This window comes from Dyadobacter frigoris, assembly GCF_005280585.1.
Taxonomy (GTDB): domain Bacteria; phylum Bacteroidota; class Bacteroidia; order Cytophagales; family Spirosomataceae; genus Dyadobacter; species Dyadobacter frigoris.
This window is the reverse complement of record NZ_SZVO01000006.1, coordinates 443,465-465,532: the sequence shown is the minus strand read 5'-3', so window position 1 is coordinate 465,532 and position 22,068 is coordinate 443,465. Positions and strand designations below refer to the sequence as shown.

The 22,068-nt window shown below is 39.5% G+C and carries 17 protein-coding genes and 1 tRNA gene; 6 read left to right on the top strand and 12 right to left on the bottom strand.

Going from position 1 to position 22,068, the window contains the following annotated elements:
• Window position 1: 1 nt before the first annotated feature.
• The 4 genes from FDK13_RS15365 to FDK13_RS15350 all read right to left on the bottom strand — a co-directional run bounded on the left by FDK13_RS15365 (window position 2) and on the right by FDK13_RS15350 (window position 5,342).
• Window positions 2–1,201 (bottom strand): acetate/propionate family kinase, encoded by a 1,200-nt coding sequence (locus tag FDK13_RS15365; protein WP_137340879.1) that lies wholly within the window; start codon window positions 1,199–1,201, stop codon window positions 2–4.
• Window positions 1,194–1,559, bottom strand: coding sequence for a cupin domain-containing protein (locus FDK13_RS15360; protein ID WP_137340878.1), 366 nt, complete (start codon window positions 1,557–1,559; stop codon window positions 1,194–1,196). The genes FDK13_RS15365 and FDK13_RS15360 overlap by 8 nt, the downstream gene beginning before the upstream one ends.
• A 139-nt stretch (window positions 1,560–1,698) precedes the next feature.
• On the bottom strand, window positions 1,699–4,359 hold the full coding sequence (locus FDK13_RS15355; protein ID WP_137340877.1) for a cation-translocating P-type ATPase: 2,661 nt from the start codon (window positions 4,357–4,359) through the stop codon (window positions 1,699–1,701).
• Window positions 4,360–4,556: 197 nt separating this feature from the next.
• Complete coding sequence (locus FDK13_RS15350) at window positions 4,557–5,342, bottom strand: universal stress protein (protein ID WP_137340876.1); 786 nt, start codon at window positions 5,340–5,342, stop codon at window positions 4,557–4,559.
• Window positions 5,343–5,408: 66 nt separating this feature from the next.
• Here FDK13_RS15350 and FDK13_RS36630 point away from each other — a divergent pair, with 66 nt between their 5' ends.
• Together FDK13_RS36630 and FDK13_RS15340 are read left to right on the top strand one after the other, a co-directional pair.
• Window positions 5,409–5,645, top strand: a complete 237-nt coding sequence (locus FDK13_RS36630) for a PDDEXK nuclease domain-containing protein (RefSeq protein ID WP_220417370.1) — start codon at window positions 5,409–5,411, stop codon at window positions 5,643–5,645.
• A gap of 225 nt (window positions 5,646–5,870) precedes the next feature.
• On the top strand, window positions 5,871–6,581 hold the full coding sequence (locus FDK13_RS15340; protein ID WP_137340875.1) for a glycosyltransferase family 2 protein: 711 nt from the start codon (window positions 5,871–5,873) through the stop codon (window positions 6,579–6,581).
• 21 nt (window positions 6,582–6,602) lie between these two features.
• Here the strand turns inward: FDK13_RS15340 and FDK13_RS15335 are convergent, their stop codons facing one another.
• Together FDK13_RS15335 and FDK13_RS15330 are read right to left on the bottom strand one after the other, a co-directional pair.
• Window positions 6,603–8,672, bottom strand: coding sequence for a T9SS type A sorting domain-containing protein (locus tag FDK13_RS15335; RefSeq protein WP_229216051.1), 2,070 nt, complete (start codon window positions 8,670–8,672; stop codon window positions 6,603–6,605).
• A gap of 45 nt (window positions 8,673–8,717) precedes the next feature.
• On the bottom strand, window positions 8,718–9,989 hold the full coding sequence (locus FDK13_RS15330) for a glycosyltransferase family protein (protein WP_229216050.1): 1,272 nt from the start codon (window positions 9,987–9,989) through the stop codon (window positions 8,718–8,720).
• Window positions 9,990–10,481: 492 nt separating this feature from the next.
• Here FDK13_RS15330 and FDK13_RS15325 point away from each other — a divergent pair, with 492 nt between their 5' ends.
• Complete coding sequence (locus FDK13_RS15325; protein WP_137340874.1) at window positions 10,482–11,957, top strand: hypothetical protein; 1,476 nt, start codon at window positions 10,482–10,484, stop codon at window positions 11,955–11,957.
• A gap of 480 nt (window positions 11,958–12,437) precedes the next feature.
• Here the strand turns inward: FDK13_RS15325 and FDK13_RS15320 are convergent.
• From FDK13_RS15320 to FDK13_RS15310, 3 genes are all read right to left on the bottom strand, one after another.
• Window positions 12,438–12,510 (bottom strand) — tRNA-Lys (locus tag FDK13_RS15320).
• A gap of 28 nt (window positions 12,511–12,538) precedes the next feature.
• Window positions 12,539–13,843: an ethanolamine permease gene (gene eat, locus FDK13_RS15315; protein WP_137340873.1), complete on the bottom strand. Its 1,305-nt coding sequence runs from the start codon at window positions 13,841–13,843 to the stop codon at window positions 12,539–12,541.
• A gap of 80 nt (window positions 13,844–13,923) precedes the next feature.
• The gene (locus tag FDK13_RS15310; protein ID WP_137340872.1) at window positions 13,924–14,709 is read right to left on the bottom strand and encodes a PI-PLC domain-containing protein; all 786 of its coding nucleotides are present in this window, start codon (window positions 14,707–14,709) and stop codon (window positions 13,924–13,926) included.
• A gap of 249 nt (window positions 14,710–14,958) precedes the next feature.
• Between FDK13_RS15310 and FDK13_RS15305 the strand changes: the two genes are divergently transcribed.
• On the top strand, window positions 14,959–16,653 hold the full coding sequence (locus FDK13_RS15305) for an amino acid permease (RefSeq protein ID WP_137340871.1): 1,695 nt from the start codon (window positions 14,959–14,961) through the stop codon (window positions 16,651–16,653).
• A 63-nt stretch (window positions 16,654–16,716) separates the two neighbouring features.
• Here the strand turns inward: FDK13_RS15305 and FDK13_RS15300 are convergent, their stop codons facing one another.
• Both FDK13_RS15300 and FDK13_RS15295 read right to left on the bottom strand, forming a co-directional pair.
• Entirely contained in the window at window positions 16,717–17,157 is a 441-nt protein-coding gene (locus FDK13_RS15300; RefSeq protein WP_137340870.1) for a hypothetical protein, read from the bottom strand.
• A 21-nt stretch (window positions 17,158–17,178) separates the two neighbouring features.
• A complete protein-coding gene (locus FDK13_RS15295) occupies window positions 17,179–17,601 on the bottom strand; it encodes a hypothetical protein (protein WP_137340869.1) in 423 nt (140 codons plus the stop codon).
• A 212-nt stretch (window positions 17,602–17,813) separates the two neighbouring features.
• Here FDK13_RS15295 and FDK13_RS15290 point away from each other — a divergent pair, with 212 nt between their 5' ends.
• On the top strand, window positions 17,814–19,217 hold the full coding sequence (locus tag FDK13_RS15290; RefSeq protein ID WP_137340868.1) for a DUF1800 domain-containing protein: 1,404 nt from the start codon (window positions 17,814–17,816) through the stop codon (window positions 19,215–19,217).
• Between the two features lie 22 nt (window positions 19,218–19,239).
• Window positions 19,240–20,445 carry a DUF1501 domain-containing protein gene (locus FDK13_RS15285; RefSeq protein ID WP_137340867.1) on the top strand — a complete coding sequence of 402 codons (1,206 nt, stop codon included), beginning with the start codon at window positions 19,240–19,242 and terminating at the stop codon, window positions 20,443–20,445.
• Window positions 20,446–20,660: 215 nt separating this feature from the next.
• Here the strand turns inward: FDK13_RS15285 and FDK13_RS15280 are convergent, their stop codons facing one another.
• Window positions 20,661–22,001: a sensor histidine kinase gene (locus tag FDK13_RS15280; RefSeq protein WP_229216049.1), complete on the bottom strand. Its 1,341-nt coding sequence runs from the start codon at window positions 21,999–22,001 to the stop codon at window positions 20,661–20,663.
• Window positions 22,002–22,068: the final 67 nt, after the last annotated feature.

Below are 22,068 nucleotides of genomic sequence, written 5' to 3'. Positions count from 1 at the left end.
TTTATTGTTTAATGCCATAATTCAAAACCTGGCTGACGAGCCTGGCGATCATTAATTCTTCGTTGGTCGCAATCACCCGGACTGTTACTTTTCCGGTATCCTTTGAAATAATCGGATCATTTTTTTGATTTCGTTTTTCGTCAAGTTCAATACCGAGAAAGCCAAGATCCTGACAAATCCGGCTGCGGATCTGCGGAATATTTTCGCCGATCCCTCCCGAAAAAACAAGTGTATCAATTCCGCCGAGGACAGCCGCAAACGAACCGATTGATTTTTTTATCTGATAGCAAAACAGTTCGATTGCTTCGGCAGCATGGTCGTCGGTACTTTCGGATTTCATCAACTCCCGCATATCCGGACTGGTTTCAGAAATACCCAAAAGTCCGGATTCGTGATTGACCAGATGATTGAATTGTTTTGGACTCAGTTTTTCAAATTGCATCATATACCAGGCCACACCCGGATCCAGATCTCCGCTGCGGGTCCCCATCATCACGCCTGAGGCGGGTGTAAAACCCATGCTGGTATCGACACTTTTGCCCTGGTATACCGCTGCCAGACTTGCGCCGTTTCCAAGATGTGCCAGTATGATCTTCCCGTTTGCCGCTTCTTTTCCTGCCAGGCGTTCGAGTTCCTGCATCAGGTAAGCGTATGAAAGCCCGTGAAAACCGTAACGTTGAAGTCCTTTTTCGTCAAACCGCCGCGGAACAGACAATCGTTTTGCAACAGCAGGCATGTTGGCATGGAACGATGTGTCAAAGCAGGCGACCTGTTTTAAACCGGGATATCGTTTGCTGAACAGCTCGATCAGCTTAATTTCTTCGGGTAAATGCTCCGGATCGTAAGGGCTGATCTTTTTAAGGTAGTCAAGTAGTTCAGGTGTTATTTCCTGTGGATCTGTATGCTGCATACCATGCACGATCCTGTGGCCGATGGCAGAAATGTTGGAGAATTCCTGCCTTTTTTCCAACATTTCGATCAGAAAGCTGGCAGCATGTTCATACGTATTCTCCCGAAGTTTAACGCTTTCCGGCTTATCAGAAGCAGTATTCGTTAAAACTGGTTTGGTGGTTTTGTTTCCTATATTTTCAAGTTTTCCGGAAAGCAATAATGTAAAAGCCGGATCTGTCTTATAAAAAGCAAACCGGATGCTTGATGAGCCACCATTGATGGTTAAGATATGGTTTTTTGAATCATTCATAACCGCTCTTGATCACAGTCGCGATCATTTTGAACTGTTCTTTGGCGCAAAAGGAATTTCTTGTATGAGCCGGAATGATAATTCCCTGACCTAATTTAAGTTTGTGTTTGTTGCCATCAATAACGATTTCAGCAGATCCGTCAATGATCTGAATATATGTATCAAAAGCGGATGATTTTTCCGCCAGCTCTTCTCCTGTATCAAATGAAGAGACGGTAATATTACCGGTTGTCTTCTTTATAATGGTCCTGCTTAACACGGCGTTTGGAACATATTCTGTAATTTCTACGATGATGTGCGCTTTTGATTTCTCCATTTCGGTGTCAACTTCTTTTTGATTTCTGGCTTTGTTATCCATAATAAAGGATCGGTTAATGATGTTTGGATTGATGATCATCAGCAAACAAGAATCATAAAGGTGCAGCTATTTTAACCGCTAATTGTTACAGATGTGCTGCTACAAGTTACATCAATCACAGGTTAGAAAATCACCTTGACTATTTTATCGGGAAAAATATTCTCACCGTTTGTATCACCAAAACAGGAACAATACCGGCGGCTAAAATCAGTTCCAGTGCTTCTATATCGAGTAATTGGAGGGACAGTATTTGTCGAAAGAATGGGATGTAATAGGTTACAAACATGATGAGGATGCATAAAACCAGCGCCATCCAGATAAATTTGTTCTGTGTGATTTCGTTGTTAAAAAAACGCAGCTTGCCTGAATACATATTGAATACATGAAATAGCTGTGCAAGCGAAAGTGCATAAAAGGTGATGGTATTTCCTTCTTCGGGGCTTAATTTTAATTGGTTAATCGCATACCAGTAAACACCCAGCACGGAGGCAGTCATGACCAGGGCGTAAAATACAATTCTTTTCCAATCTGCTATTTGTAAAATAGGCTGTTTCGGATCTCTTGGCGGAGATTTCATCAGTTTTTTGTTGTCTTTTCCAACGCCCAATGCAAGTGCCGGAAAAACGTCTGTGATAATGTTGATGAAAAGGATTTGCAGCGGCAGGAGCGGACTTCCCACATTGAGAAAACCTGCAAAAGTGACTACAAAAATTTCACTCATATTACAGGACAAAAGAAAGACAATGAATTTTCTGATATTTTCGAAAATCACTCTTCCCTGCTCAATCGCGTGAACGATGGATGCGAAGGAATCATCTTTTAAAACCATATCGGCTGCTTCTGCTGCAACGGCGGTTCCGCGCAGTCCCATGGCTATACCTATATCCGATTTTTTTAATGCAGGAGCGTCATTTACGCCGTCTCCCGTCATGCCTACAATGTCTCCCTGTTTTTGATAAAAATCGATCATATCCAGTTTTTGTGCCGGATTTACCCGGGCAAATACCCGGCATTCCATCATCTTTTTTTGATCATCTGCGGACGAAAAATCGAATGATTCAAGATCTTTCCCCGTGAGCACCAGCTGCTCATCTGGCCCGACCAGATTGACTTGTTTAGCGATTTTTAGTGAAGTAGCCGGATGGTCGCCGGTAACCATAATGACTTTTATACCTGCGTCATGACACGCATTTAGCGATTTGATCACTTCTTTTCGCGGCGGATCCAGAAATCCGATGAGTCCTGCATAAGTCAGTTTCTCGTCTTTTGTAAAGTTTTCTCCCGGTTTTTGACTGGTTTGCCGGTATGCAAACGCAAGCGTGCGGAGCCCGTCGGCTGCCATGCGTTCCGAAACTTCAAGTTCTTTATCCCTTTCTTCCTGATTTTTCCAATGACAAAGTGCAGATACTTCTTCCACTGCACCTTTTACGCCAATAAAATAATCTGTTCCGACCTGATCCAGGGTTGCCATCATCCGTGTGTCGGAACTGAAAGCTTGTTCGGCTTGCCGTTTGTAATCATGATGGAGTTTGTGCAGATCTATGCCATCAGCCCGTGCATAGGAAAGCAGGGCAACTTCTACGGGATCGCCAAGTTCCTTCCGATCTGATTTTTTTGAAGTCAATTGCGCATTATTGACCAATGCGCCAATTCGGACAAGGATTTCAAGTTCGGGTGAATGAAAAAGCTGCTGATCGCCTTTCGTGACTTCAAGTGTTTGCGCACCCTCATGGTCTGAATTAAGACGAACTGTAAAATCATTTCCTGCTGCCCGAAGCGTATGAACTTCAATTTTATTTTGCGTAAGTGTCCCGGTTTTATCGGTAAAAATAACGTTGGTTCCGCCTAGTGTTTCTACGGCTGACAGACGTTTTACAATCACTTTTTTTTCAGCCAGACGAAGCATTCCGTAAGCCAGCGCAACAGTGGCAACCACGGACATGCCTTCGGGAATGGCTGCAATGGCCAACGCAACGGCGGTTTCTATCAGCTGTTTAATTTCCTGTCCTCTTAAAAAACCAACGATTAAAAATAACGTCGCCATTCCAAGCGTGACCCAGATCAGCACTTTTCCCAAAGCATCCAGTTTCGCTTCCAAAGGGGTAGCCGTGCGCTTGGCCTGATGAACCATCGTTGCGATCTTGCCTAGCTCTGTGGCCTGGCCGATAGCCGTGACCACGGCTTTTGCATTGCCATTGGTAATGGCAGTTCCCTTAAACAGGTGGTCGTGCCGGTCACCTAGGGGCGCATCTTCGGGAGAAGGATCGGTGGTTTTTGCAGAAGGGACGGACTCCCCTGTGAGTGCTGATTCGTCAACCGTCAGCTGGTTGACTTCCAGAATAAGCGCATCCGCAGGGATTAAATCCCCAGCTTCTAAAATCAGGATATCCCCAATTGTTACTTGTTCAGATGGGATCTCAGTAATTTTGCTGTCACGAAGCACCCTGGCTGGTGTCGTGTCCAGTTTGCGCAATGCTTCCATGGATTGCCTTGCATTGTATTCGAGTACAAAACCGGTAATTGCATTGATTAGAATAACAGCGATCACCGCAAAACCTTCGAGGGTATCGCCAAGAAAAAAAGACACGACTGCTGCCGCTGCCAGGATCCAAACGATAACACTGTTAACCTGCCGCAAAAGAATAGACCAGATGCTTTCAGGCTTTACCTGTTCTAACTCGTTCAGGCCAAATTGCTGAATTCGTGAGTCAGCTTCCTGATTGGATAATCCGGTCTTTAAATCTGTAATGCCAAGTTTGCCAGGCTGCTCAGTCGTATTTTGGCGGGGTGTTTCTGACATGATGTTATTTTAAATATAGGACTTTTTTGTGTCTTTTTATTTAGATTATGGCTTATCTGAAAATAGATATCTTCTCTCTGTTGACCTCCCGAATTTTGCTTGTAAGTTTTACTTGTTTGGCCATAGGATGATGTCCTTGATTGAAATAATAATATTTGGTTGAATCATAAATCATTTTTAATGGATGTTGGAAATTTCTAACTAGTGCAGGTCCACACCAAAATATTGGCATGATTCACAATATCTGCGGTAATACTTTCAGTAAACAAATGGCGCAGCTCACGTTTTCCATGCGTTATCATGGCGATCATATCTGCATTGATCTCTCTGGAAAATTGAAGAATTTCATCTTTTATGTTGGCTCCATTTACTACTGTAACTTTATAGTTTGAAAGCTGATAGCCTATGGCGTAATCTTCAAGTTTGAGAATCATTTTTTCATTAAGCGATTTTCCTGTGTTAATATGAAGTAAATGAAGTCGCGCGTGAAACAGCTTTTGGAGTTCTTTCACTTTTAATAAAATTTCAGGCTGATCAAGTTTCAGGTTGCATGGAAATACGATATCATGAATTGATTTGAGATTCGCTTCACCTCTCACGGCAAACACCGGAACAGGTGAAGTTCGTACGACCTTTTCAATATTGGAACCCATGAAAAATCCATCCCACCCACGGGAGCCATGTGTTCCCATGACCACCAAATCAATTTTTTCGTCGTCAATAACTTTTAGGATGGATGGTAAAAATTTTCCTGACAATACCTTGTGATGTAAAGCAACTCCTGTTTTAGGATAAGCGGTCATCATATTTTGGAATTTTAGTTCTATCGCTTGAAGTTCCTGAGCAAGCTTTTCGGAAGTGTTATTTTCATTGATCACATTTAATAAAAGCAATTCATCGACTTGATCACTCAGCTCCATAGCAAATTTAATGGCCTTTTCACTTGCTGGTGAGAAGTCGTATGGCACAAGAATTCGCTTCATTTTAAATCATTTTGATGATAAAATGGCTTTTTATAGCCAAGTGGAAGTTATGGAAAAGGCAAAGGTTTGATTATTAGTTCATTCATCCTTTACATAAAAACCGATGTTTCTTGCATAAAACACAGGTTTTACAATATTTTTTGGCTTGCCGGGCTGATCATATTTCAATATGAACAATTAAAATTACCGGTCGGAGATTCTGATTACTATGTTGATTTACTTTTTTATCATGTGAAGCTTAAATGTTTTGTTGTAATTGAATTAAAGAATACTAAGTTTATTTCCCAATATAAGATAAGTTAAACTTCTATCTATCTCCAGTTGATTCACATCTCAAGACTGGTGAGGATAGGCCTACTATTGGAATGCTGCTTTCCCGTCCAATGGTCGATAGAATTCTATTTTAACTTGAAATTAAGTAACCTTAAAATAACTTTAGAGTTTTTTTAATAAACTCTAAGTGGGTTCTGACAAATAATTCCTTTATTGTAGAATTTAAGACTACAAATTAAATTTTTTTCTCCCCTCATGATATTATCTATATTAGTGCCTAGTTATAATGAAGAAAAAACAATCCAAAAAGTATTGAATGAATTAAAATCTATTAAACTAATCGGAGGATTTGAACCGGAAATAATCGTTGTCGATGACTGTTCGGCAGATCGTACCGGTGAAATTGTCAAGAGTTTTATTTGTGAAAATCCGGAGTTGAACGTCGCATATTATCGACATGATTTTAATCGTGGAAAAGGAGCAGCTCTTCATACTGGAATTAGCAAGGCTAATGGAGACTATATTATTGTTCAGGACGCTGATCTGGAATATGACCCCGCCGAATTTAATATTTTATTATTACCAGTAGTGAAGGGATTTGCAGATGTCGTATATGGTTCAAGATTTATGGGTGGAAAGGCTCACAGGGTATTGTTCTTCTGGCATACTATCGGAAACAAATTTTTAACGACTTTAAGTAATATCTTTTCAAATTTGAATTTAACTGACATGGAGACGTGCTATAAACTTTTCAGGACAGACATCCTGAAAAGTCTTCATCTTACCGAAAAAAGATTCGGATTTGAACCTGAGGTAACCGCTAAGATTTCAAAGGTGCCTAAAATCCGAATTTATGAAGTTGGAATATCTTATTATGGAAGAACATACGAAGAAGGTAAGAAAATCAATTGGAAAGACGGGTTTAGGGCGATTTACTGTATTTTTCGCTATGGAATAGGCAAATAATTCAAGAGCTTTTTAACTTAATTATTGTTTAACGATGGTTTTGGAAACGACAATCCCTAAATCATTTTTTAGATTAACTATATAGCTTCCTTTTGGCCAAAAACTTGTATTGAACTCAAAACTTTTTGTAGCTTTTATTTCTGACAAGTAGTACTCCTGACCTCGGATATTAAATACTTGAAGAGTGCCCGTGAAATTCTCGGAAAAGTCAATTTTCAAAAAGTCGGTAACCGGGTTGGGATATGTTTTCAAGAATCTATTTTTTATTCCCGGTTCAACTGCTAAGATTGGAGAAAGGTCAATCTCTGAAATTGCGTAAGCAGTTTCAGAGATGCTATTGAACGCTTTTATTCTATAAATGTAAGCTGAGGTATTGCTTACATCTTTATCTTCATAACTTAATTGGGAAGGATCAAAATATTTTATGGTGAGAAAATCAGCAGTACCCTTTAATTTTTTTTCGAGAATATATCCGGCTGCAAGTTCATTTTTCTTCCATGATAAATTGACAGTATTAAAATCTGTTTTTATGGTCTGAAGAGTGATCGGGATTAAACCTTCATTTATTGTGACATTGTGAAATGAAAATGCACCAAGCCCTCTCTTGTTTATTAAATAGGGGCCATTAAATCTACCAATTTTGTAGGAGAATGGAACGATTAGAGGCAGGTTTTTGGGAATAAAAGACGGGAGGTAACTCATCCTCCATGCATTTACCGGTTCTTTCAGACTGAGTATAACCCTGTTCTTATCTACTCTTCCCGATGTAACTTTAAGATTTGTCTCGTCGCTGTCCAGGTAAAAAAAGTTTTTTAAACTCATAATTAACGGGTTTCCATCTTGGCCGGTAATGGTTGTATCCATTGGCCAGGTCAAGATTTGTCCTTCATCAAAGGTTAATGTAATTTCAGTTTTTTCAGCATTTGAATAAAAAGCCCGTTTAATATCTGGACATTGAACATTGTCAATATCTGATGAATTATAAAGTTCAGGTCGTAAAAAACGAAATAAACGGCGGCCAAGCTCCTCATAACCAGGGCGGTCGTAATGTACGCCATCGTAACCGGGTACAGCTACAGCTGCAAAATGATCTGTTTTTGGAAAAAGATACTTTGTTCGTCTAAGAAAGTCACGTACAGATCCATTCACTGGATTTGGAACACCATTGTCTAACACTATAATGTTAGACTGGACCACGACAAATTTTTCTACCATAGGGTAATCTTTCTGCCAAAACTTAAAAAGTTGTTCATATTCTTCTGCATAACCGTCTATATTTTCAAATACTTCCTGTTCTCCATGCGCCCAAAAGAAAGCTCTGATTCTTTTCGGTTTGGCGACTCTTACTTTATGTAAAAGAAGGCCATAAAGGGTGAGAGAAGCAGGGTTGTTATCGTCCCTGACCAAAAAATCGCTCAGCTTTGCTCCTGGTAAGGAACCGTTGATGACGCATGTTGGAATTCCTTCATTTTCAAGAATGGATCGTTGTATTTCCAGGCCCCAAGCCCCTACATATGTCCATGACCAGGCAGAGGGTATCCATAGCGTATCCCCCCTCCCAATTGCAGAGCTCTCGTCAGGATAACGCCCTAAGGTTCTGCAGTACTTACTTGACCAGTCTCCAAATATAGTAGCAGCAGCATTGGACTGTCCACTTATGAGAAAGAAATCTCCTGCGACAATTTCGGATTTTCTTACCACAAGAATCGAATCACCTTCACTCTTTGAAGCATAGACCTCAAAGTCATAATCTGCAATCTCAGCCTTTATTCTTGAAGAAGTGCTAAAATGACCTACTGACCCGCCCTGATAATTTAACACAGATCGTGTGTAGCCTACTTTTACCTTATTTCGATAAGTAACTACTGAAAAGTAATTCCATCCGGGCAATTCGATTACACCAGAAATGGGTACTTCTGCCATGTTATTATTATCACGAGCATATAATTGCATATCTTTTGGCAGTTGATCGAAAACTACCGAGAAATATCGTTGAGATAAGGCCTCGCCCGAAGAGCCAAGCAAAAGTATTAGGAGATAAAGTATAGTATTATCTAAAGTTATTCCTTGGACCAATTTCATATATTTCATAAAGGAGGTGTTCAATTCGTACTAATTTTCATTTAGTGATGTGACTTACGAATAATGTAATGTCCCTTTGTCTATGTGTTTACCTTCAACAGGTTTTTGTACGTAAAAAAACCAGTATTTGTCGAACATCAATAGAAACCATAAAGTCATAATCAGCGGTAAAGAGTACTTGTCCCATGAAAGTTGAGCTTTTCCAAGCAGTAACGTATTAATTATGAAAAGCCAGCTTACCAAATTAATATGGGGAGAAATAAATCGCATGCAAGTGATGAGCATCAATAATCCAAAGATAATTTGTTTGGGAGCACCGTCTAGTCCAATGTTGATCATTAATTGATCAACATAACCCAGATAGGGCCAGGTAAAGTATTCATTATAGGCCTGTTGCGCCGGACATAGATATACGAGTAAAGAAATACCAAATACCATCGTGAAAAAGTAATTTGGATGCAATTTTGGATAAGCGATATAGTAGTGAATTTTTCTTGTTGCAATGGCTTCGGGGATCACATAATAGCATGCAATAATAGCGGCAGCATATAAGACGTAACCTGGGTTGTAATCAGTTAATTGGTTCTGTGCGTAATGTTGAGCTATCATTAACGCCTTAGGTGCGAACCCTTTCCACAAAATTATCCATGGAACAATACTAAGAACTGCAATGGTATAATATACCCAGGTTTTGTTTGATGAAATATTTTTAATGAAACCGGAAATTGAGGCAGATTTTCTAAGGCTGTTTGTAAGGCCATCTGCTACGATAGCAGCCGGAAATGCAAGCATATACTGACGAGAGCAAATTGCTGCGATAAAAAAGATGGCTCCAAACAAATGCGAGCCACGCAAATAGTAAACAAGCCCCAGAAGTACAAATAACATAGCAAAAATATCGGTGTAATAGAATACACTGATAAGGTAATAATTTGGGAATATCAATAGTCCGCATAGGCTTAGCCAAAATCTTACGGGGGTGGTGTCAGGACTTGTCCAAATAAATATCAATATCAAAATAAAGCTAAGACAGAAAGTAAGTAGTCTGAGGTTTTGAATGTTTTCCCCAAACACTTTTATCGTCCAGCCGCCTAAAATAAAGGGGATCGGAGTATTTAACTGCTCATAGGTTTCAAGGAGATGAAGCGATGGAATAGGTTGGCTGCTGAATTGAACAGCGGTTGGTAAATAGTGATTTTCATCTTGATATAAATCTCCTTTCAGATGATTTTTAAGAATGAAAATAAAACTGAACAATACTAATATCAGTAATGTTGAAGAGGATTTTCTAAGCATTGTATATTGCATTGGCATAGAATCACTCATAAAAAGATTTTTCTACCAGGGTTTGAGATTGATTAAAACTGATAATTTTTAATTGAGGCTTACCACTTCATTTTTTTAATCATGAAATGTATAACAAAAGTTACATAAAATTATAGTTTTGATATTAGATTGAGTCAGAATTTATTTAGCGGCAACTTTTGACAAGCAGTTTTTGAACTAACTGTTGTACGTTTGTCAATAGCAAGTGCATGACTTGGTGTTATTTGGTCAACCTATATAAATGAAAGGATTTCTATAAATTCATTTTCATCTTTCAATCGTGTAGTCATAAAATAGAAAAAATGCGATAGATCCTTATGCTTCGTGGATAGTAACCCGGAACCAATTTGAAAAAAATGGTTTCCATTTTTTTTGCATCTATTTACTGATTATCGGAACGGCAGATATAGAAGAATTACGTGAGTAAATAATTGAATTACTTCCAAAACCCTCCATTGCAGGGAAACCTGCTTTAATGTTATCCGTTAAATAATGAGTATTAAAGGCCTAAGAACAGGGAGCATATTTTATTTAATGCTACCTAATATTTTATTTTTTTACAATTGGACCAATACTTCAATCGCGATCATCGGAATAGCACTCTTGCTTTTTTTATTTTATATTGAACTAAAAAGCATAGACTTTAATGACAGTTCCAAAATCACTAATAAAGATATTCTTATTGTTGTTCTACTGTCAGGATTACTGACTTTATTCTCAGGAGTGACCGGCTTTTGTTATCAGACTTTGGATTATTGGGGGCATAACGCCAAATTTTATGATTTAGCCTCACATAATTGGCCTGTTAGAGTTCCTAAACATGGAGCAGTAGTTTCTTATTATTTTGGCTACTATACGGTTCCGGCAATATTATTTAAAATTACAGGTGTTTTTAGTGAATCAATTATTTTTATCTGGACTTCCTTAGGGCTTGCCATTGGTATAATGTGGATTTATGTAGTGCTAAATAAAAGAGCTTCCTTTGTGATCCTGGCTCTTTGCTTTGGGGATTTTTCCCATGTTCTTGGTACTGTCCTGCGAGCTTTTTCTATAAAATTATATGAACAGAATGATTTCGGAATAGAAAATTGGTCAATTTTAGAGAATCTTTTTTGGGTTCCGAACCAAGTTATCCCCACCCTGATTATTGGGGGAATGTTTACTTATATTTTCATTAAAAAGATTGATTTTTTCTTGATTGTATTACCAATTTCTCTCAGTTTTTGGTGGGCAGTTTTTCCGGCATTTACAAGTGGAATATTGATTGGAATACTCGGGATAAGGCAAATTTTAATTTCAAACTTTAATTTACAATGGCGTAATATAATCTGCCGGGTTTTTGTACCCTTTTTGACTTGTTTACCGATACTTATTTTCTTCTTGTCGCACAATGATACGCCTGTCTCTGGATTTTTATGGCAGTTTAAAGCTGATTTTAATAACACCTTGTCTGAGTATTCGGTAAATATTGGAATAAATGTATTGGCTTTTTTACTATCATTTCATTATTTGAGGACGCATGATTTTCCACTTATAAATTCATCTTCATTTGTCGTAGTAGTGATTTTGATTCTAGTTCTTCCATTATATCGACTAGGTAAAGTAAACGATTTTCTATTCCGTGGAATGATGCCATTACTATTAATCGTTGGCCTTTATCTATTATATCCTATTTGTCAATATTCCTGGAGGCGAATTCTTGGTTTAGTTAGGAACTCAATTACTGGTGTCGCTTTTATATTATTTCTAATTTCTAGTCAGTTTTTGGGAATAACCAGGATTTATAGGGCAGTTTCAGTAAATCTGGTTACTGCTAAACTTGCGCAGGTTTCTTTTAAACCAGTGCCATATGACTTTTATCCCAATGTCTATGAAGCCCTATGTGGTAAATGGTCGCAGCAAGAAGCAAATCAGTACCTGGGGGAAGCAGATTCATTTTATGAAAAATACATCGCAAGGAGGCCTTGATTTAGCCAGCTCACGAACCTTTTCTCACAAATAAATATGGAGCAGAACGCCAAGCCATTGAATTATCTGTCCCCGATAACAATGATGTTGGCATTCTTTTGGCAGCACTGGAAGTGAAAAACGATAGATGGGCGTTAACTACTTTTCACAGAACGTGTCGTGCAAAAAAAGAAGGACGCTGGATGGCTACAGCTCGGATATCTATTGAAGCGTTGTCTGTAACGAATAAAGAGGTAACAGACTTACTTGTCAAATGTCTGTCAAATCTTGAAAATGTACATTTACTCTATGAAAACGCGGATTTAGAAAGAAAAAGGCAAGTTGTGAGTTCGATCTTTCCCGAAAATCTAGTTTTTGACGGAGATAAACATCGAACTCCTGGAATCAATGAAGGTGTATCTATTATTTATTTGATTATCAATGAGTTGCGCGGTAGCGAAAGCGGATTAAATCAGCCATTTTCTGATTTAATCCGTTGGGTGACCCCGCTGAGGTTCGAACTCAGGACCCACAGATTAAGAGTCTGTTGCTCTACCAGCTGAGCTACGGAGTCGGGCTATTTTTTCCAAGTTACATATAAATCAATTCAAACTCTTATGTTTTCCCGAAGCAATAAATATTCCTGCTACAATAAACAGTCCACCGAAGAACCACAGACTAAGAACCAGGTTATAATAAACAATTGAGAGCAGGCAAATCGCTGATAAAATGAGAGCCAAAGCTGGAAAGTAAGGGTAAGCAGGAACAACAAACGGGCGTTCCAGATTTGGTTCTTTTTTACGCAATGCAAATAAAGCAGCCATACTAATGATGTACATAACCACGGCCCCAAGTGCAGCAATGATAATAACCTGATCCGTTGTCCCCAAACTCAAAGCAACGCATCCGATTATTCCTCCAGTGAGAAGTGCCCAATGTGGTGTTTGGAATTTGGAATTCACCCGGCCTAAAAAAGAAGGCAGGTAACCACTTCTCGCCAGAGCGAAAATCTGTCTGGAATATCCGATAATTGTTCCGTGAAAAGATGCGATTAATCCGAATAAGCCTAAACTGGCAAATAATTGTGTCCAGCTGTTGTCTCTTCCCAATACAATTCCCAATGCCGCCGGAAGCGGATAATCTATGGTGCTTAACAATTTCCAATTGGCCACCCCGCCAGTAAAAATCATCACAGCGAGTGCCAGAATTACCAGGGTAAGTATGCCATAAATGTAACCTAGTGAAATGGTTCTTTTAGGATCTTCAACTTCTTCGGCCACCATCGCAACGCCTTCTATGGCCAGATAAAACCAGATTGCAAAAGGAAGAGCGGCAAATACTCCTTGCCAGCCAAATGGCATAGGATCGGTAACAAATGTTTCATAGGAAAAATGTGGTGCCACAATTCCCACGTACAAAAGCAATTCGCCAACGGCCAATAAGGTAACGACGAGCGAAAAAAGTGCTGATTCTTTAATCCCGAACATATTAATGGCTATGAAAATAACATAACAGGCAAAAGCGGTTTCAAGAACTGTAATATTCGGATATAGAAAATGCGTGTAACTTCCCAACGCAAAGGCAATCGCAGGCGGCGTAATAAGAAATTCAATTAATGTGGCATAGCCGGCTATCAGTCCTCCCCACCAGCCAAAGGCACGATGTGCATAGGAAAAGGGGCCACCTGCTTGCGGGATCGATGTGGTAAGTTCTGTAAAGCTGAAAATAAAAGTTACGTACATGATCGTAACCAGCAGGGTGGCTATTAAAAAGCCGATTGTTCCCGAAACTCCCCAGCCATAATTCCATCCAAAATATTCCCCGGAAATAACCAGACCTACTGCAATTGCCCAAAGATGTATGGGTTTTAATACTTTTTTAAGTGCAACAACCTGATCTGTGGACATGCAAGGAGTGGGTTAAGTTAAGTATTTGTTATTACTGACAGATTCTTTAATCGGCCTATTATTTTAGGATTTTATTTTTATCAACGGGGCGCAGTTCTCAAATAATCGCCCATTTGTATCACTTTTCCTGTATCCAGAAAATCAACCTGAAGGCTCATCATGGTTTTCCAGGTATTGATATTGTCCGGCGTATCCCAGAAACGGATTTTTTTATTCAGCCCATGGGTTTTCTGAACGACTTTGGCGATCAGTTTTTTATCATTTTTTGGCAAAGGGCCTTCGCCGTTCCAACTTGTATATTTTGAAAATGGCTGACTTATTAAAGCGATGCGCTCAAGTTGTTTAGGCGTATAAGCGATGTCGGGATTTCCGTCAAAAGAAATATAAGCAGGATACTGGAAGAATAATTCGGGCACCGGAATATTTCCGCTTACCACGATTTTGATATTGCTGGAAGGGGAAATAATTTCCGGATGCTTTTCCAATTCTTTTACCAGCATATCCAGGGTTTCAACTGCTTTGGTTTTTATGTCAATCAGAAACTGAAATGAAATATCTTTTTGGGAATAAATCTGTCCGCTGTTTTTTTCCAGCTGCGCCAGCATCGGCCCGAGATAAAGATTTTCGAAAGTTCTTTCCGGCGTGGTGTCTTCGATATGATTCACAGAATAAAGTATTCCGTTTTTTAGCAGCAAATCCGTTTCAACAGAACCAAACTGCTGTGCGCTGGCTTCATTGAAAGGTCTAAGCTGGCGGTTGTCATTGTGCGAATGTGCCTGCGCCGTGGTATATGACAACAGGTTTTGTGCCCACGCACTTTGTAAAAAGATTGAAAAAATAAGTGTTGAACTCAGGGCACATTTCATAGCAATTGCTTAAACGGGGCGTAGGAAGAAGTAATCGTAAATATAAAGTTAAATTACCATTTACCGAATAGTCAGAAGGTTTTATCAGTGTTGTATAAAATTGAATTTGTCAGGAAATTGAAAACAAAGAATTATCCGTGGAATTAGGATGATTAATTCAACAAATTTTGACCTTATAACATGATGATATAGGAATATCCTTATTTTCGCTTTTGTGTATCAAATAAATGGTTAATCTCACAAACCCGGATGGAAAAAAATACTTCACTATTTCGTAAAAAAACAGTTGAACAGATTTTAAAAGATGCTCATGCGAATGAAAATGGTGGGTTAACCAAAATACTCGGCGTCAGGGATTTGGTATCATTGGGTATTGCCGCCATTGTTGGTGCCGGGATTTTCAGTACCATCGGTCTGGCTAGTTACAACGGCGGCCCGGCAGTATCTCTTTTATTTGTTTTTACAGCCATCGCCTGTGTTTTTACAGCCTTGTCGTATGCACAATTTGCGAGTACCGTTCCGGTTTCAGGAAGTGCCTATACTTACGCCTATGTCGCTTTTGGTGAGCTTTTCGCCTGGATTATCGGCTGGGCGTTAATTTTGGAATATGCAGTTTCCAACATGGTGGTGGCCATTTCGTGGTCAAAATATTTTGTAAGTATGCTCGAAGGTTTCGGGATCGTTATTCCGGGTTATCTCACAATAGATCCCGGATCGGCTGCTGACGCATTTCATAAATTGCAAAGCAGTGGAATGGGATCTTTGTCGGCAGCTGAAAAACTTGGTGCACTTGCTTATCAAACAGCACCCACAATCGGAGATTTTCATATCATTCTGGATCTGCCTGCCGGACTTATTACGGCTCTGGTAACCAGTCTGGTTTATATTGGAATAAAGGAATCACGGACGGCCAGTAATATTATGGTCGTTCTTAAAATCGGTGTGGTATTGCTGGTGATTTTTGCCGGAGCTTTTTATGTGAAACCGGAGAACTGGACACCGTTTGCGCCTAACGGGGTTAAAGGAGTTTTGAGTGGTGTAGCCGCTGTGTTTTTTGCATTTATTGGTTTTGATTCTATTTCTACAACCGCAGAAGAATGTAAGGATCCGCAGCGTGATATGCCGAAAGCCATGATTTACTGTTTGATGATCTGTACGGTTTTGTACGTTTTGATCACGCTGGTGCTGACGGGTATGGTCAACTATAAGGAATTAAATGTCAGCGATCCACTCGCTTTTGTATTCCAAAGTATTGGTCTGGATTTCATGGCAGGACTAATTTCTGTCAGTTCCGTTATTGCTATTACAAGTGCACTTTTGGTATATCAACTTGGACAGCCGAGAATCTGGATGACGATGAGCCGTGACGGTTTATTATGGAAAAAATTCTCTAAAATTCACCCTAAATTTCACACGCCATCTTTTGCTACCATTGTAACGGGATTGGTCGTAGGTATTCCCGCGTTATTTTTTAAGATGGATTTCTTTGTGGACTTAACCAGTGTTGGTACATTTTTCGCTTTTATTCTGGTTTGCAGCGGCGTGCTTTATCTGGATCATTCGGGGATTTCAAAACAGTCGAAATTTAGAGTTCCTTATTTAAATGGCAAGTTTTTGGTAGGATTTGGTTTGCTGGCAGCCGTAGCAGGACTCGCTTTTTATGGAGAAAATATTATTGCTGAATGGAAAGGATTAACGGTAGCCGAAATTTTTGAGCATAAATTCCTGACTGTAATTTTCTGGATTACCTGGATTATACTTTCAATATTAAGTTTCAAACTGAATTTTTCAGTACTTCCGGTAGCAGGAATTCTTACCAATCTTTACCTCATGACGGAACTTGGCGCATCCAACTGGCTGATTTTCGTAATCTGGCTCGCGATCGGACTCGTGATTTATTTTAGTTACGGGTATAAGAAGAGCAAGCTGGCAGGAAATGCTTGAATGAGAGAATGATAGAATGGAATATCGGAGTTGATTGCTCAGTCCGGTATTCCATTTTTTGTTTTATATTTTATCAATTTTTATTGAAATAACGTAGTCTTCTTTTTTCTTTTGAATTTCCGTATTAGGGGATGGCGTTACGGATTGTAGTTCAATCCGGTACTTTTCGCCACCAAGATCGACATCTGAACTTGGGAGAATTTTGCTCCCATCTTTTGCAGCCATGCAATACAGACAAAGTTTAAGCTCCTTTTGCGTTTTCTGGCTTTGGATATCCAGTAACAGGTCAACCGTTACAGAGCCGCTCCATATACAATTGACATTTTCCGGACAACGTGAATCTGCAACTTCTGTAAAGGTAGCCGCGGTTTTTGTTGATTCATCAATGGTTAGCGGTTTCTGATAATTTAATAATACAGTGCCTTCCTGCAAGGTAACTTTTTCCGTTTTGCAAGACGAAAATCCTATAAGCAAAACCAGAAAGTAAATTGAATATTGTATCATATCATTTGTTGAAATTTCGTTTTACTTCTTCTTAATGTCCAGAGAAATCGCATAATCTGTTTTCTTAATCTCTCCCTGAGGCCTCACAAGCGGTAATACAGATTTCAAAATAAAACGATATTCCTGACCTGCAAATTTGTAATCCAGGGTGTCTGGCATTCCTACTTCGCACCCGGCACAGATTTTTATGTGATTTGTGATTTTTCCATCCATAGTAGCGCCGTCGAGCGATATATCTATAAAAACGAAACCCGCAACAAGACAATTAATTCCCGGGCAGCGGGTATCTGTTACCTCAAAAAAAGTAAGTGACGCGGATGGCACATCATTGATTGGCACCGTTTCCTTGTAACGAATAAGTCCTTCTTCTTTTTTATCAACAGACGATTTCTGACAGGCGCCAAGCAGAATTCCTGCCAAAAAAATATAGTATATTTTTCTCATATCTCTTCGTTTTCATCAGGACAGATAAATATCAAAAATAGTTGTAATCCTGTCTTCTTATCAATATAAATATTTATTAATAAGATATAATAATATTCTCTAAACGAAGCGTGGCTATTTCTTATTGATTTGATTGTTAATTATTTAAAGGTAAACCTAAAATCAGTTAAACCTTCGGCGAATTGGTTAGTCCAATAATAAAATACGTTCTTATGAAAGATTTAAATATAAGTAATGACGTACTGCATTTGTATCGAAGAGCAGGTTTTGGAGGTTTGCCGGATAGAGATATTTCTATCAAAAAAGCGCTAAACCAACTTTTTCATGAAAGTGGAAATTTTACACCGATTGAAACGGTAAGAAAAGAAACAGAGCCGCCACTTATGAGCGAAGGAACTATGATGCCCGATGCGGATGCCATGAAAAAAGAAAAGATGAAGAAAAACCGGGAAGAAATCCGGGAACTCAATCTGGCCTGGATGTCCAAAATGGCAAAAGGTGAAACGACACTTCGTGAGCGTATGTCGCTTTTCTGGCACGGCCACTTTGCTTGTCGGGTACAGGATGCGGCTTTTGTGCAAAGTTATCTCAACACGATAAGAAAAAATGCGCTTGGCAATTTTGGTGAAATGTTAACGGCGGTTTCAAAGGAGCCTGCTATGCTCCAATTTCTCAATAATCAGCAAAACAGGAAGAACAAACCGAATGAAAATTTCGCGCGGGAAGTCATGGAATTGTTTACACTTGGGCGAGGAAATTATACTGAAAAAGATGTAAAAGAAGGAGCGAGGGCATTTACCGGTTGGGGATTCAATGCCAAAGGGAAATTTGAATTCAGGGAAAAAGCCCATGACAGCGATACAAAGAATTTTCTTGGCAAAAACGGTAATTTCCAGGGCGATGATATTATCAAAATCCTTTTGGAACAAAAACAGACTGCAAGATTTATAACTGCCAAGATTTACCGGTATTTCGTGAGTGAAATTCCTGACGAAAAACGAATTGCTGAGCTTGCTGAGGATTTTTACAAATCCGATTATGACATTAGTCAGCTAATGCATAGTATTTTTTCTGCCAAATGGTTTTACGAAGATTCTCTGAAAAACATGTTGATAAAATCGCCTGTTGAATTGGTGATTGGTATTCAGCGCACTTTGAATGCAGATTTTGTCAATAAGGAACCTGTGTTATACATACAAAAGGTTTTAGGTCAAATTCTCTTTTATCCTCCAAATGTTGCAGGCTGGCCGGGAGGACGTAACTGGATTGACAGTTCCAGCTTATTATTCCGGATGCAGCTGCCGAATTTAATGGCTGGTGTAACGACGCAAAAAATAAAGGCAAAAGAAAGCGGTGATGTCAATGATCAAACGATAAAAAAGAAAGATGAAAATTCCAAAATCAATGTGGATTGGGATCAATGGGCGAAACGGTTTGAAAAAATTGATAATCAGAAATTACCAGATTTTTTGTGTGAAGAATTATTGGCCGTAAAACCGGACCCAATGGTTATGGCTTTAATTACCGGTAAAGAAACTATTATTCCGGATCGCACACAATACATCCGAAAACTGACATTGGCCATTATGGGCCTGCCAGAATATCAAATCAGTTAATTTTCATAAAATTAAATCCAAAATGAAAAGACGTGATTTTATAAGAACTTCGGTTTTGGCCACAGCCGGAACAATGATGATCCCGCATTTTTTGAAAGCACATGAAACCGGAATTTCAGCCGATCCGAATGGGAAGATTCTGGTTGTGATCCAGTTGTCTGGTGGTAATGACGGATTGAATACGGTGATTCCATATCGTAATGATATTTATTACCGTGAGCGTCCTGTTCTGGCGATTGAAAAAGAAAAAATATTAACGTTAAACGATGAGATAGGTTTAAATCCGGCATTAGAGCCTCTCCGCAGACTTTATGATGACGGTCGTGTCAGGATTTTGAATAATGTAGGTTACCCAAAGCCTGATCGCTCCCATTTTCGGTCGATGGATATCTGGCAAACGGCAAGTAATGCGGATCAATATTTAAATACAGGCTGGCTTGGCCGTTACCTGGATTCTACTTGTGCAGGCTGTGAAATAAAACCGCATCATATGCTGGAAATTGACGATACGCTTAGTCTGGCTATGAAAGGCAACAAGGCAAACGGACTGGCGATGCTGGATCCGCAAAAATTATATCGTCAAACGAAAAATGGCATGGCCGGAAATCTTGCCAAAACAATCCATCATTCTGACGATGATCATGATCAGGTAAGTTATTTGTACAAAACGCTGGCGGATACAGAATCCAGTGCAGATTATCTATATCAAAAAGGTCAGGTCAAAGGAAGTTACAGCGATTATCCTGATACTGAACTTGGCAAAAGTTTGAAAACCATAACAGAATTAATCGTTTCCGGTGTGGATACTCAGGTTTATTATGTTTCGCTTTCGGGGTTTGATACGCACGTGGGACAAAGAAATCAACAAGATAAATTATTAAAACAATATGCCGATGCTGTAAGTGTTTTTGTTGACGATCTGAAAAAACAAGGACAACTGGATCGGACAATGATCATGACTTTCAGTGAATTTGGCAGGAGGGTAAAACAAAATGGAAGCAACGGAACAGATCATGGAACTGCTAATAATGTGTTTCTAATCGGCGGCCCGCCTCGCAGTTCCATAGTTTATAATGAAGCCCCGAATCTGACAGATCTGGATGGCGGTGATCTGCGTTACTCGCTCGATTTCAGGGATTTATATTCTTCTCTTTTGAAGGATTGGTTAAATGCGGATGATCAGGCTGTGCTTGGAAAAGGTTTTTCCGGCTTGCGAGGACTTGTTTAGGTTACACGGAGTTAAAAAGAGGGGGCACAGAGTTTTATGGGTGGACTGTTCCCAAGTTTATTTCATGAGCCACCCGTCCGACGGTTTTTTCTACCGTCGGACGGGTAATAAAAATCAGTTGGAGAGAAAAAAAGTTAAGGGCTAAAAATTATTGCTAAAACAAAACCTCTGTGTCCCTTTTTTTACCTCTGTGAACCTCCGTGTAACCTAAAAAACTATATTACCAGCGAAAAAACAGTACCTTTCCCAACCTCAGACCGCACATTTAATTGTCCGCCATGCTGCTGCAAGATCTGGCGGGAAAGGCTTAGGCCAATACCGGACCCCGTTTTTTTTGTTGTGTAAAATGGAATAAAAATATTGTCAAGTGCCTCAGGTTCAATGCCATCTCCGTTGTCTTCAACTTCTATAATGGTTACGCCATCAGTAATATATGCATTAATAGAAATCGTTCTACTGTTTTGTGATGTGAAAGATTCAGAAGCATTCTTGATCAGATTGATCAAAACCTGTTGAATCTGTGCGCTGTCTGCTTTGAGCGAAAGTGTTTCCGGTTTAATGTTGATTTGCCATAAAACACCCGCGGCAGTGAGGTCTGTCTGCAATAACTGCATGACATCATGGAGCAATTCCTGTACGGCTAACGTGGCAAAATTTGGTTTTGGCAGCGTAGTGAAATCGCGGTATGCATTTACAAACTGCATCATACCTTTGCTTCGTTTTTCCAACGTCTGTAAAGCTTCTTTCAAATCACTTACAGCCTCCTGATTGGATGTGCTTGGTTCAATATCTTCATTTACAATCAGCCGCATCGTCCCAACCAGTGAAACAATTGGTGTCATCGAATTCATGATTTCATGCCGTAAAACACGGGTAAGGTTTTGCCATGATTCCACTTCCTGCTGTTGAAGTTCCGTCTGAATATTTTGTAAAACCACGATCCGGACCCATTTTCCATGCATTTGAATAGAAGCTCCCTGTAAGGCAAGCGGTTGATCTGCCGGCGTGCGGTACAATTCCCTGACACCGGAATTCAGATTGGCCAGTAACTCGTACAATCTCGGATGTTTGTCTTCAAGTTCGCTAAGCTGCTGAAGCCGGTAAATTCCCAGCATCCGCAAAGCTGCACTGTTAATAATATTAACCTGTCCGGTGCCGTCAAAAGTTATTAAGCCTGTTCCGATATGCTGAACAATGGTATTCAGATATTGCAAACTTGCCTCTTTCTCAGCCCTTGCCTGACGAAATGCCTCCAACACTTCATTGAATTGCTGGTTCAGTTCGCGGAACGTAGTACCCATGGTATTGTCCGCCCGGAAATTGATCGTAAAGTCAGAATAGCGAACTGATTCCAGGAAATAAATCAGCTTTCTGTTGACCTTCGTCACATAATTATAGAGTAAAGAAGCCTGGACAAAAACAATAATAGAGCCCAGAATATAAATCAGACCTTCATTGGTATGAAATTCAACCAACCGGAACAAAAGGATAACTGTAAGAATGATGACCGTTATCCGGACAGCAATCATAATACTGAAATGGCGAAGACCGGTCATGCTAATCTGATTTTTCTATGGCTAAGGAATTCTATAAGAAGAAAAATTTTCTTCCGGGCTAATATCG

Bases quoted from the DNA above. Each gene is read 5' to 3' on its own strand.
- FDK13_RS15365 (WP_137340879.1), bottom strand. From the start codon at position 1,201: ATGAATGATTCAAAAAACCATATCTTAACCATCAATGGTGGCTCATCA.
- FDK13_RS15360 (WP_137340878.1), bottom strand. From the start codon at position 1,559: ATGGATAACAAAGCCAGAAATCAAAAAGAAGTTGACACCGAAATGGAG.
- FDK13_RS15355 (WP_137340877.1), bottom strand. From the start codon at position 4,359: ATGTCAGAAACACCCCGCCAAAATACGACTGAGCAGCCTGGCAAACTT.
- FDK13_RS15350 (WP_137340876.1), bottom strand. From the start codon at position 5,342: ATGAAGCGAATTCTTGTGCCATACGACTTCTCACCAGCAAGTGAAAAG.
- FDK13_RS15340 (WP_137340875.1), top strand. From the start codon at position 5,871: ATGATATTATCTATATTAGTGCCTAGTTATAATGAAGAAAAAACAATC.
- FDK13_RS15335 (WP_229216051.1), bottom strand. From the start codon at position 8,672: ATGAAATATATGAAATTGGTCCAAGGAATAACTTTAGATAATACTATA.
- FDK13_RS15330 (WP_229216050.1), bottom strand. From the start codon at position 9,989: ATGAGTGATTCTATGCCAATGCAATATACAATGCTTAGAAAATCCTCT.
- FDK13_RS15325 (WP_137340874.1), top strand. From the start codon at position 10,482: ATGAGTATTAAAGGCCTAAGAACAGGGAGCATATTTTATTTAATGCTA.
- eat (WP_137340873.1), bottom strand. From the start codon at position 13,843: ATGTCCACAGATCAGGTTGTTGCACTTAAAAAAGTATTAAAACCCATA.
- FDK13_RS15310 (WP_137340872.1), bottom strand. From the start codon at position 14,709: ATGAAATGTGCCCTGAGTTCAACACTTATTTTTTCAATCTTTTTACAA.
- FDK13_RS15305 (WP_137340871.1), top strand. From the start codon at position 14,959: ATGGAAAAAAATACTTCACTATTTCGTAAAAAAACAGTTGAACAGATT.
- FDK13_RS15300 (WP_137340870.1), bottom strand. From the start codon at position 17,157: ATGATACAATATTCAATTTACTTTCTGGTTTTGCTTATAGGATTTTCG.
- FDK13_RS15295 (WP_137340869.1), bottom strand. From the start codon at position 17,601: ATGAGAAAAATATACTATATTTTTTTGGCAGGAATTCTGCTTGGCGCC.
- FDK13_RS15290 (WP_137340868.1), top strand. From the start codon at position 17,814: ATGAAAGATTTAAATATAAGTAATGACGTACTGCATTTGTATCGAAGA.
- FDK13_RS15285 (WP_137340867.1), top strand. From the start codon at position 19,240: ATGAAAAGACGTGATTTTATAAGAACTTCGGTTTTGGCCACAGCCGGA.
- FDK13_RS15280 (WP_229216049.1), bottom strand. From the start codon at position 22,001: ATGACCGGTCTTCGCCATTTCAGTATTATGATTGCTGTCCGGATAACG.